This window comes from Dyadobacter sp. SRI_021 (assembly GCF_057586235.1).
In genome coordinates this window covers 90,958-101,924 of sequence record NZ_JBYCZM010000002.1, presented here as the reverse complement: position 1 = coordinate 101,924, position 10,967 = coordinate 90,958, and the positions used below count along the sequence as shown (strand labels likewise).

The window sequence follows — 10,967 nt, the reverse complement described above, 5'->3', positions numbered from 1 at the left end:
GCCGACTATTTAAAGGATACCTTCAACTTCTGGATGGACTGGTTCCTGAAAAATGCCACCTCTCCCTCTCCCATCCAGTTGATCTCCTGAAAAACGTCCATCAGCTCCGTCACGTTGGCGATGTCGCGATGATTCAGGACGCGGATCACATCGCCCGGCTTCATGCCTGCGCGCGCGAGAATGCTGTTTTCCGATACCGCTTCCACTACTACACCCTTCTCATCCGGTAACCCATATGCCGAGCGGTCCCCCAGCCCGTTGACATTCCGTAACTTGCCGCCCAGCCATGCCGTTTCCGATGTGGTTTTGCCATCGGCTACATTTTTGATCGCCGGCAACGGAACATGCGCCGCCTGGCTTTTCAGCTCGGGCGAAACGACACCAAACTGGTCCATTGGAAAATTCACAAACCCGATTTTCAATGCCGGACTGCCCGGTTTCACCCGGTAATCGCCTCGGGTAGCATCTTCAAACATCGGGTCGCCAGCCACGCTATGGGCATCGGTACCATTCAGACGGGCCTTTTCCAGCGCCTGTTGGTCGGGAAAGAGGTTATAATCGACCTCCTTGCCCCATTCATTCACCCGGATAGGCGCGTACGGCTTGGTCACGATGTTTTTCCGGAACACATCCCCGCTTCGGGCAAACCATACATGGGGATGAAAAGAGTTGTTGACCATAATATTGTTCTCCACCACCCGCTGAAACCCTTCGCGCAGCTTCAAACCGCCGTTCAGGCATAAATTATTGTAAATGTGATAATTGGAACTTCCATCATCGAGATCGATATCCCAGCCATGATCGCAGCGGAAACGGTTGTTGCGGATGACGATCGTCTTGCCGGCATCGAGCAGGATCAGCTCGGAATGCGCAGCTGCGAGGCTATCCATCCTTTCGCGCACCGGATGCCAGAACCGGTCGCGGCCCCAGGAATTGAACGACCCATGATCGCCCGTTTCAAGCACAGTATCAAATACATCGTTGAATTCGATCACATGCCCGCCCCACGTGCCCTCGCTCACGTTAATGCCCGCACGCGGGATGTTGTAAATCGTGTTATGGCTCACGGTGATCTCCATACTCATCGAAATCTCCACGCCGGCAATCTGCTTCTCCACACGCCCCAGACCGTGCATCAGGTTATCGTAAACCCTGCATTGGGCCGGGTAATTGTTGGTTTTCGGGCCGGGCGTCTTATCCATCTGGTCGTAAGGCACCGATTGGTTGTATTCAAAAGCCGGCGAACGCACCGCGGCGGGGTCGCCTACGAAGCAAACCGCGCTGGCGCCGGTTTCCTCGAAATGGCAGCCCGACACTTCGCCTCCCCGGTTATAATTGCTGAAAAACACCCCGTTGCCGCCTGTCGCATTGAAATGGCATTTCCGGATGGCGCAGTTTTCAGTGCCTTCCAGCAACACCGCTCCGCCGCGGTAAATAGCCCAGTCGCTGCGGAGCAGCGGTTCCCTGGTTTCCATGAAAGTGCGAAGGGTATGCGTGAGTTCGAGCCCCTCGATATGTATATTCCGTACGGGCTTCCCCACCGATCCTCGGAATTCGAACAAATGTCTGATCTGCGGTGTAAGCACCACGGGCACGTCCGGCGCGTATGCGTAAAGCGTGTGCGACGCGGCGTCATAATACCATTCGCCGGGTGCGTCGAGCTCTTCCAGCAGGTTTTCGATGAACCGGTATTTATCGTGCATACCCATCTGGCGGTTGTTCTGATAACCTCCTTCGAGCGCCAGGGTGGTGTCGCTGCTTTTGCCGGTTACCCGGTAATGGTAGTCGCCCCATTCGTGCTTGTGCATTGCATGAACGAATGCGCCTTCCGGTTTCTTCCAGGACTTGATTTTGGCCGCAGACAGTACATCCGCCGAATACCCGCCAAAATGGCTCGCCGCCGGGTCGAAATTCGGGTAACGCGCCATGTGCAGCTTTTTCTTACCGATAAAAAGCTGGTCGAAAATGTAGTTGCCATTAATCGTCGCCTTCTTGACATTCCCTTTGTATTCCAACCATTTAACGGCAACTGCTGCTGCACCGCTAATGGTTACTTTCTCTCCCGGGTAGGACTTGAAGGTAAGCGTCTGTCCCTCGCTCCGGGAGTCCTCCGGCCCGAAAACCAGGGGTCTGGAAAGCAGGTACGTACCTTTCCGTAGAAATACGGTAACCGTCCCGCGCATGCCACGTGCTTTGTTGCGCGCAGCTTCAAGCGTTGCCAGCGGCTTCTCCCGCGACCCGGGGTTTCGATCGTTACCATCCGGCGCCACGTAAATGTCCGCGGCGAATAATGAGCTCGTAAATACCGTACAAAACACGACGGTTATCAGGCTGACAATAAGAAACCTGGTTCTAAAAAAGGTCATAAAGAGCGGGAAAATGTTCTGCTATTCTGTACAAATCACACGTAACAAAGCAATCGATCGACTGATATCTACCTAACACGAAAACTCATTAATACCTGCCGATGGGTAAATAGCTGAATAAGAAATTCCACCATCAGCCTTATATCTAAACCTTGTTGCCCAGGGCTATTTGTCAATTTGCAGAACTTTCATCAACCTGAATTATGAATGAAGCACTTATCTTTTTAGAGCAGAGAATCTTCTGTCAGTCATTTATCGCCGACGTTCTTTCGGGCTTTATTACATCCTTTTCCTTTCTTTTTACGCTTCTGTTCTTATTTCGTCCGCGCATTAAAATAGCCGGTCAGATCGCAACGCATGTCAAATCCTACGGCGGTCGATCAAACAAATGGTATTGCTTCAAAATCATCAACAGATCGCTTTTCAGGGCATTTGACCTTCGTGTGGAAGTTACTCAAAAGATCCCCATGACCGGCCCGGAGGGCAAAACGAACCACCGGACTGTCCCATTGGCGCTGGTAAAAGATCAGTACAACTACGTGGCACCGTTCCGTGTTGGCGAGAAATCCGAATATGCACTGTGGTTTCTGACCACCGACGACATTTTGACGATACTTAATGAAAATGAACACCACATCGTCGAACTGAGAGTAATCTGCAAACATGAACTTACCGGCTTGGGAAGCGTATTTGTAAGAACATATTCAAAACATGATATCAAGGAAGGCACTTTCAAATCGGGCAACACATTTGAAATTGTGAATTGAAAGCCGTATCATTACATTACTTTTAAGCCAACAAGGTTAAAACTCAATCTGCTATGAAACTAGACATTATTGTGATCTAAGCCCTTCCGGGGACAAGATTAAATTGAAAACGCAAAGGGCGCCTGATACGAGGCGCCCTTTGTCATTCCAATGTCTAGCTGACCCTCCCGGTAGCCGCCGGGATTGCCCAACTCCTACCAGCCCATATAATAGGTATCGCTCAACCACGTCGGGCGGGTCAGGTGAAAATGCGATTCCAGCATTTTCTCCGCCTCGCAGAATGCTCCTTCCACCCATCCCTGCTGATCGGAATAGGCTTCGCCTACGACATAAATATTTTCATCGGTATCAGGCTTGCGCATGTAGGGCATGACGTTCCAGACCGCAACACCGGCTTTCCAGGCATGGTACCCGGCACCAAATGGGTCGTCGGACCAGTCCCTGAAATAGGTCACGTATGGTTCAGGGATTTCAACATCCGCGCCGTGCAGCTCACGCAGCTGGTTCATAATTTCGTTCACCATCAGTTGGGTAGCCTGCTCTCTTTCGAGCGCTTTCAGCTCCGCGAGCGAGGCCGATTCTGCCGCACTGACTTTGAAAAGCACGGTATCATCCGAAAGTGCCTTCCAGAATGTCTCCGTTTCCATATCCCCGTAGCTGCCCAGCAGCATCGAGTTGTTGTTCTGCGGATCGGTACCGAAATAGTAGCACTGGCGCATCGGAAGGTCGGTGATCGAATGCCCCGAGTCGATACCCAGCTTTTTCCACCACGGCTCCCGGAAGCCCATTAGTATTTTGAATGCAGGCTCCATGATCACCGAGCGGATGTTGCGATCGAGGGCCGTGTTTTCATTGGAATTGAAAAAGAAGTTCTGCTGATCGAGCAATTCCAGCGACTTCCGCGGCATACCCAATATGATGTGATTGGCGTAGGCATGCCAGATCTGGTTAGCCGGTATATTCAGGAACGTCAGCTCATAGCGATAGTGCTCCCGCTGATCGTGGCCTTTCGAGAAGGTCAGCAGCTTGTTTTCCGACCAGATACACGCCCCCGGAATGCCCATGTATTGGTTCGCCAGCGCATACGCAATGCTGTCGTAGCCTTCCTCGATGGTTTTGTAGGTAACATCAGCCGAAAAATCGCCTACCATATAAGGAAATGCTTCCGCCGCATTCCAGTTGATCGTGTTGGAATAATACCCGCCCGCATTGGCCACAAAACTGTACCCTTCCTCCGAAACCTGGTCCTTGATCAGATTCCAGAAGCCGAGGTCGTTCACTTTGCGCCCGTCGTAAGGCGATCCGGGGAAATGGTAAGTGAGGTTAGGCTTCACCTGGTCCCAATCCCGGCTGGTCAGTTTGAATCCGTAATCATATTGCGTCGGCCCTTTCGTCACCAGGCTTGAATAGTTGCTCACAAACCACGGATCGGCCATGAGCACGTCGTAGATAATCTTGTTGAAAAGCTGGTCGGAGCTGAAACCAATGTCGTCGTCGTTGAGATAATAGCGGGTTACCAGCTTCTCACCCTTGTCTTGCGCCACATTCCAGGCATTCTGTTTGAAATGCTGCTTGCGGAGGTAAAAAAGCAGGTCGGCAGGGTTACCCATCGGGAACGGAACGGGCGTCATATGGTCTTTGAGCACGGGGGTACGTTTGCTCAGGTCTTTTTCGGTCAGCGGGTAACCTTCAATGAGCGTCGTCACGATTTCCTGCGAGGTGAGGTAACGCATGCCCCCCAATTCGCCCCAGAAGTTCATTCCCGGCAGGATCACCGATTCGAGCCGCCCGCCGAGCCGCTCGCTCATATCGAAAATCTGCACCTGGTCGCCGGCGTACTTACCGACGTCGGTAAGACGGAAGACACTGTACAAACCCGATGTTCCCGCGCCGATGATCGCGACTTCCATCTGCAAGCCGGGCTTCATCCCATTATTTAGCGGCGTGTTTTTATTCATGTTGATGGTTTTTAAATGGCTTTGAAATAATTGTAACCCAGCTTGAACGGTGAAATATCAAACGTGGAATGGCCGTCCAGAGCCAACTCGGTCAGTATTTTGCCTAAAAACGGCGTAAACTTCGCCGCCCAGCCGGTGGCATACACCACGATGTTCTGATTATTAGGCACGTAAGGCGGCGCAAAATCAATGAGCAGTTCCTTGTTCGGGATCTTGCTCAACGCAATGAGACAGGTGGAAGTGAAATACGGCGTCGGATCGAGGCCCGTCATGTGGTCGCGGACCCACGCCGACGTGTACGCGAGTTCTTGCGGGTTGGGCACGAGCGTGCGCTGCTCGGGGCTCGTGAGCGGGTCGATCACAAAATCGGGCGCCACGCGGATGTACTCCGGATGGTCCCAGTCCACACCAGGGAAACCATAAAACTGGTTGCCATTTGAGCCGATCGCATTCTGGAATACAAACCAGGTCGGGTACTGGATCTTCGGATCGGTCTTTTTGAAATAGCATGAGGACATATTCCAGTAAGTCGCCTCGATCGTAAAGCCGAGCAAATTGATCACGCTGTCGATATACGGGCCAGGTACCAACACCAGTCTTTCACTCGTAAAAACGCCTTTCGGTGTAGTCACGGTAAACAACTTTCCGTCCTGCCCGATGCCTGTCACCGGCGACTCATCTTGCAGGACCGTGTAAGGATCCCGCTCGCAAGCCTGGTACAGCGTTTCGATCGTAGCGCGGAAATCAATGCTGGCGCCGTCGGCCTGGAAAAGGCCCGTGTAAGTTTCGGGCAAGTTCCGGAAATGGTATTGCGCTTCGATTTCCTTTGCGGTAAGACTTGTATAAGGCACATTCAGCGCTTTGAGTGCCTGCTCCGCCTCGGCAATATTCCCCTCAGTGGAATGCACCGACGGATCACCAAACCAGAGCGTGCCGACCTTGTCGAGCAAAGTTCTGGGTGTCAGGGTTTGGAGCTCATCCCAATAGGGCTGTGCGTCCAGCGCCATTTGCACCATATATTCCTCCGGGTATGGAATGCGGTATTGCCGCGAAACACCCGCCGAGCTGCCCAGCTGGTTTTTGAAGTTGAATTGTTCCAGAACCAGTGTTTTCGCTTTTCGTTTTCCCAAATGGTAACCGGTGGAAAGGCCAATAGCCCCTCCCCCGACCACGATCACATCAAAGTGATGATCTGTTGGTTGCCTCATGAATATTCAATTTATTGTGAAGGTTTTAAGAAATGCTTATTGTTTCACGAGCGTATTGATGTTCACGTGCGGCCACTGGATCAGCTTGGACGGATCATGAAACTGCGGGATAAATTCGATAATGGAATTCTGCGAATATTGCAGTTGCAGGAACGAGCCGCCCGTATTCGGGTTCTTCACGGTTTCGATCCAGAAAGTAGCCTCGAAGCTCGTCGTGTTGGCATTTTGAACGATGAATGGAATGTTGGTAATCCCTCCTTTGTTGGCTGTGCTGACCGAAATGGTGGTCGTAGAAGTAATCGTCTGACCGGCAATCGCGTCGCGCAGGGTGGCATTCGGGTTCACCTTATTAAAGCCTTCCAGGGGCGTGAGATAAGGATCGGTGTAGCCCAGCGGCTTGGAGCCCGGACCGGTAATGGGCAAAGTACTGATATCCGGGATATCAGGCGCACCCGGCGTCACCGACGAACCGCCCAATGCCAGCAACGAGTCTCCGTGAGGTACCGATGCCTGCCGTGCAATGCTGAACTCATCCGGGCAATCCTGCAACAGGAGCCAGGTACCATTTTCGGCGTGGAGCAAACTACCGTCGACATTACTGTGAATGGAGAGGCTGTATAGCAACGTCGGTACCTGTTGCACAATATGCGTTCCACGGTTGGGTGTGGGCGTGCTTAACGGCGTCACCGTAAGTGTTTCGGTATAAGGCTGCACAAGGAGCAGGAAACCGCCTTTCTGATTGGGAACAGCAACCAGGTTCCAGCCTTTACGGCCCACCCAGGTACCGATCAGGTCGGTCAGCGGCCCGAACATCGAAACGGTTTCATCGGGGGCGCCGCCTAAACGAATGGTTTGAAGGGCATTGCTAGTAACTTTTAACATGGTGTATGATGGTTTAGTGAAAAAGAGAATGCGTACCGGGCACTCATGGCCTGTCAATCCGATCATTACCAACCTGCCATAACTCATCCGCTCCGGATTTCACCACGTTATCTATCATAGAACTAGTTTTATAATATTTGACAAACTAGTTGAAATAAGAATTAATCAAACTAATACTACTTTCGAACTTATTTAACGGTCGAAGGCTTTTGCGGTACGGCAGTTTGCAGCCCGCAATTCGTGGTCAGGTGTGGTCAAGGATAGTCAAGGGTAATTAGGTGCGGCCAAGTAGAGTCCAGTGTTGCCGGTGTTGTCAGGTATAGTCAAGTGTTGTCAAGGAGAGTCGTATGATGAGGTATACTCTTTGTGATTCCTGGCAACATGTGACTATACTTGACTACTCCTGACTACACATGACATCTCCTGACTACGCATGACCTCCCCTGACCATTATTGCAGCCTCGCGCCACCCGGCCGTCCGTTAAAATTCCACGGCCCACATTATGTCCTACAAAAGGAATTATTAGTTTTACACCCAGAACCCATTTTTCGCCGCCTGGCCAATGCATGTATGAGTGATCTGAAAAAAGATATCCGGCCTTTGGAGGCTTCCACGATGACCGACCTGGTCGAATCCAGGCTGCGGGAGTATTTGAAACGGAAGTCATTCGTACCCGGCGATGCCTTGCCTAAAGAGCAGGAATTGGCTGACGCCCTTGGGGTGAGCCGGAACGTGGTGCGTGAGGCACTTAGTCGACTGCGGATGCTGGGAATGATCGATACGCGCAAAAAACGGGGTATGGTGCTCACGCAGCCCGACATTCTCGGCTCGCTCGAGCGGGTGCTCGATCCGTTGATTTTGGGCAAAAACACATTGAAGGATATTTTCGAGCTGCGGCTGGTGCTGGAAATGGGCCTGGCCGACCTCATCTATCTCCGCAAAACCCCCGACGACATTACCGCCCTGGAAAGCATTGTAGCACAGGAGATCAACAAGCATCAGAAAGCCTTCCAGGTAGAACACGAAATCGCTTTCCACGGCAAGCTCTATCAGATGACGGGCAATGATACTTACATGCGTTTCCAGAAAATGTTGCTACCGGTTTTTGAATATGTGCTCGATTATGAAATCCGGACCAATGGCCAGGCCCACGTCGGCGAAGTCACGCACCGTGACTTGGTTGAAATCCTGAAAACAGGTGATTCAGAAGATTTCCGCCGAGGTATGAAAGCGCATTTAAAGCCCCATTTCGATCGGTTGACGGCCTAATAACAGCATTCCCTGAATCCCGCCAAGGAGAGATTGTTTTGCCGCCCATTGTTGGTGCATGCCCAGGGCATTTAATGCCAACCCGTACCCACATTATTGCTACCAATATTATATCGCCACGCGATTTTCCGCAGATCGAGGCCGTCGCGGTCTTCGATTGAAGCGTAAATGCCGTCAGGCATGCAACATTGGTAGAAAAGAGCACATTGCACGGCTCAGAAATCCCCGTCAGGGATGCAACGACAGGCTCAACGTGCATATCCAGCCCAACAATTTGCATTATTTTCTGAATAAATATTTGGATGTTCAGCCACAATGCTTTTACATTTACTAATATGTAGAACATAACTACTAATTATGATCAAAAAAACATGGCTGCTCCTGTTCGTCCTGGCCGCCACCCGTACGTTTTCACAAGACATTCCCGAAACGCACACATTGTTCCGGGGAGGTGAAGATGGCTATAAAAGTTACCGCATTCCTTCGCTCATTCAGGCTAAAAATGGCGCACTCATCGCCTTTTGCGAAGGCCGTAAAGAGGGAGCCGGCGACGCAGGCGACATTGATCTGCTCATGAAACGCTCGACGGATAACGGCAAAACGTGGAGCCAGCAAACGATTATATGGGACGACGGCGCCAATACGTGCGGCAATCCATGCCCGGTGCTCGACGAACAAACTGGGGAAATCCTCCTACTGATGACCCATAATCGCGGCGATGCGTCTGAAAAAGACATTATTACTAAAAAATCCGAGTCGACCCGGACGGTGTGGCTCTCCCGCAGTTCCGACAACGGTGCCACCTGGGCGAAACCGGTTGAAATAACCCAAACCACCAAGAAACCCGAGTGGGGATGGTATGCAACCGGCCCTGGCATTGGTATTCAAATCCGTAAGGGACCGCGAAAAGGCCGTCTTGTGATCCCCTGTGATTTCAGCTATGACGATCCCAACGGCAAAGTTCGCAACGGGCCGTTCGAATATGGGGCGCACGCCATTTACAGTGACGACCATGGCAAAACATGGCAGCTCGGCGGCACAATTACGCCCAAAATGAATGAATGCCAGGTCGTTGAAGTCGACGACGGCAATGGCACACTACTGATGAACATGCGCTCCTACTTTGCCCGCGGAAGGCGGGCCCAATCGCTGAGTTATGATGGCGGTGTGAGCTGGACCGCGCCGGAAGACATTCCGGAGCTCGTCGAACCGGTATGCCAGGGGTCGATCATCCGCTACCGGCGCCCGAATGCAAAAGGCCTCGGTGCAATGCTCTTTCTCAATCCCGCGAGCACCACCAAACGCCATAACCTGACGTTACGGGCCAGTTTCAATGAGGGAAAAACGTGGCCGGTCATCCGAACCATTTTCCCCGGTCCGTCGGCCTATTCATCTATGGCCGTGTTACGGGACGGCAATATCCTGTGCCTTTATGAAGCTGGTAAAACCGGTGCTTACGAGCAGATCGTACTGCAAACAATTACCCCAAAGTGGCTGTTCGGACCTTACAAATAGCTGAATTTCAACACTTCCATTCCATATGCTTACCATCCAACACACCGACGGCCTCATTGCCGCGCTTTTCACACCTTTACATCCGGACGGCTCTGTGCATTACGAACTGCTTCCCACATTGGTCGAGCATTTGATCTCCACCGGCGTTTCGGGCATATTCATATGCGGCAGTAATGGCGAAGGCCCCAACCTCACGCTCGAAGAACGCATGCGGATAGCTGAAACCGTGATCAATGCCGGTAAAGGTCGCCTGCGTATGATCGTACACGTAGGGCACGCGAGCATCGCGGAGGCGCGCAAGTTGACAGGTCACGCGCAGGAAGCGGGTGCGGACGCTATCTCGTCGGTCGCAGCATTCTATTTCAAACCCACCTCGGTACAAAACCTCGCCGATTGTATGTCCGACATCGCGGCCGGCGCACCGAAATTGCCATTCTATTACTATCATATTCCTTCACTCACCGGCTTTTCCGTGGACGTGCTCGACTTCATGCGCATTGCCGAAAAGCAAATCCCCAACTTCGCCGGTGTAAAGTACACCGCGGCTACGCTTTGGGAGTACCAGGAATGCCTGAATTTCGATAACGGCAAATATGATGTGTTATATGGTTTTGATGAAAACCACTTGCCCGCATTGTCGATGGGCGCCAAAGGCTGCATCGGAAGCACTTTCAATTTCGCTGCCCCATTCTATTTAAAAGTAAGGCAGTATTTCGAAGCTGGCGAGATGGAAAAGGCACGGAAACAAATGCTGTTTTGCGTAGAAATGGTCCGTACGGTAGTGCAATACGCACCGATCCCCGCCCAAAAAGCGGTGATGAAAATGCTCGGCTTCGATATGGGTCCATGCCGGCTACCGCTCGAAGTGCTGTCCGACGGCCAATACCAGGCGCTGCACCGGCAACTGACCGACATCGGTTTTTTCAAATTCCTGCCCAACGGAGAAGCCGCACCTGACCACCCATGACTATACCTGACTGAATGACTGAATGATTGAATAC

The 10,967-nt window shown here is 51.9% G+C and carries 8 protein-coding genes; 4 read left to right on the top strand and 4 right to left on the bottom strand.

Going from position 1 to position 10,967, the window contains the following annotated elements:
• Positions 1–5: 5 nt before the first annotated feature.
• Entirely contained in the window at positions 6–2,366 is a 2,361-nt protein-coding gene (locus AC2YIT_RS05845; RefSeq protein WP_430847322.1) for a right-handed parallel beta-helix repeat-containing protein, read from the bottom strand.
• Between the two features lie 203 nt (positions 2,367–2,569).
• On the opposite strand from AC2YIT_RS05845, the gene AC2YIT_RS05840 reads away from it, so the two are divergent.
• A complete protein-coding gene (locus AC2YIT_RS05840; RefSeq protein WP_487278553.1) occupies positions 2,570–3,133 on the top strand; it encodes a hypothetical protein in 564 nt (187 codons plus the stop codon).
• Positions 3,134–3,327: 194 nt separating this feature from the next.
• Here AC2YIT_RS05840 and AC2YIT_RS05835 read toward each other — a convergent pair whose 3' ends face one another.
• Genes AC2YIT_RS05835 through AC2YIT_RS05825 form a run of 3 tightly spaced genes read right to left on the bottom strand, consistent with a single transcriptional unit; the run spans position 3,328 to position 7,181 of the window.
• Entirely contained in the window at positions 3,328–5,091 is a 1,764-nt protein-coding gene (locus AC2YIT_RS05835) for a flavin monoamine oxidase family protein (protein ID WP_487278552.1), read from the bottom strand.
• Positions 5,092–5,102: 11 nt separating this feature from the next.
• Complete coding sequence (locus tag AC2YIT_RS05830; protein ID WP_487278551.1) at positions 5,103–6,299, bottom strand: FAD-dependent oxidoreductase; 1,197 nt, start codon at positions 6,297–6,299, stop codon at positions 5,103–5,105.
• Between the two features lie 36 nt (positions 6,300–6,335).
• On the bottom strand, positions 6,336–7,181 hold the full coding sequence (locus tag AC2YIT_RS05825; RefSeq protein ID WP_430847315.1) for a heme-binding protein: 846 nt from the start codon (positions 7,179–7,181) through the stop codon (positions 6,336–6,338).
• A gap of 571 nt (positions 7,182–7,752) precedes the next feature.
• Here AC2YIT_RS05825 and AC2YIT_RS05820 point away from each other — a divergent pair.
• From AC2YIT_RS05820 to AC2YIT_RS05810, 3 genes are all read left to right on the top strand, one after another.
• The gene (locus AC2YIT_RS05820; protein ID WP_487278550.1) at positions 7,753–8,451 is read left to right on the top strand and encodes a FadR/GntR family transcriptional regulator; all 699 of its coding nucleotides are present in this window, start codon (positions 7,753–7,755) and stop codon (positions 8,449–8,451) included.
• Between the two features lie 357 nt (positions 8,452–8,808).
• The gene (locus AC2YIT_RS05815; RefSeq protein ID WP_487278549.1) at positions 8,809–9,966 is read left to right on the top strand and encodes a sialidase family protein; all 1,158 of its coding nucleotides are present in this window, start codon (positions 8,809–8,811) and stop codon (positions 9,964–9,966) included.
• A gap of 25 nt (positions 9,967–9,991) precedes the next feature.
• Complete coding sequence (locus AC2YIT_RS05810; protein ID WP_487278548.1) at positions 9,992–10,933, top strand: dihydrodipicolinate synthase family protein; 942 nt, start codon at positions 9,992–9,994, stop codon at positions 10,931–10,933.
• Positions 10,934–10,967 lie beyond the last annotated feature (34 nt).

Coding starts and splice junctions, on each gene's coding strand:
- AC2YIT_RS05845 (WP_430847322.1), bottom strand. CDS start 2,366: ATGACCTTTTTTAGAACCAGGTTTCTTATTGTCAGCCTGATAACCGTC.
- AC2YIT_RS05840 (WP_487278553.1), top strand. CDS start 2,570: ATGAATGAAGCACTTATCTTTTTAGAGCAGAGAATCTTCTGTCAGTCA.
- AC2YIT_RS05835 (WP_487278552.1), bottom strand. CDS start 5,091: ATGAATAAAAACACGCCGCTAAATAATGGGATGAAGCCCGGCTTGCAG.
- AC2YIT_RS05830 (WP_487278551.1), bottom strand. CDS start 6,299: ATGAGGCAACCAACAGATCATCACTTTGATGTGATCGTGGTCGGGGGA.
- AC2YIT_RS05825 (WP_430847315.1), bottom strand. CDS start 7,181: ATGTTAAAAGTTACTAGCAATGCCCTTCAAACCATTCGTTTAGGCGGC.
- AC2YIT_RS05820 (WP_487278550.1), top strand. CDS start 7,753: ATGAGTGATCTGAAAAAAGATATCCGGCCTTTGGAGGCTTCCACGATG.
- AC2YIT_RS05815 (WP_487278549.1), top strand. CDS start 8,809: ATGATCAAAAAAACATGGCTGCTCCTGTTCGTCCTGGCCGCCACCCGT.
- AC2YIT_RS05810 (WP_487278548.1), top strand. CDS start 9,992: ATGCTTACCATCCAACACACCGACGGCCTCATTGCCGCGCTTTTCACA.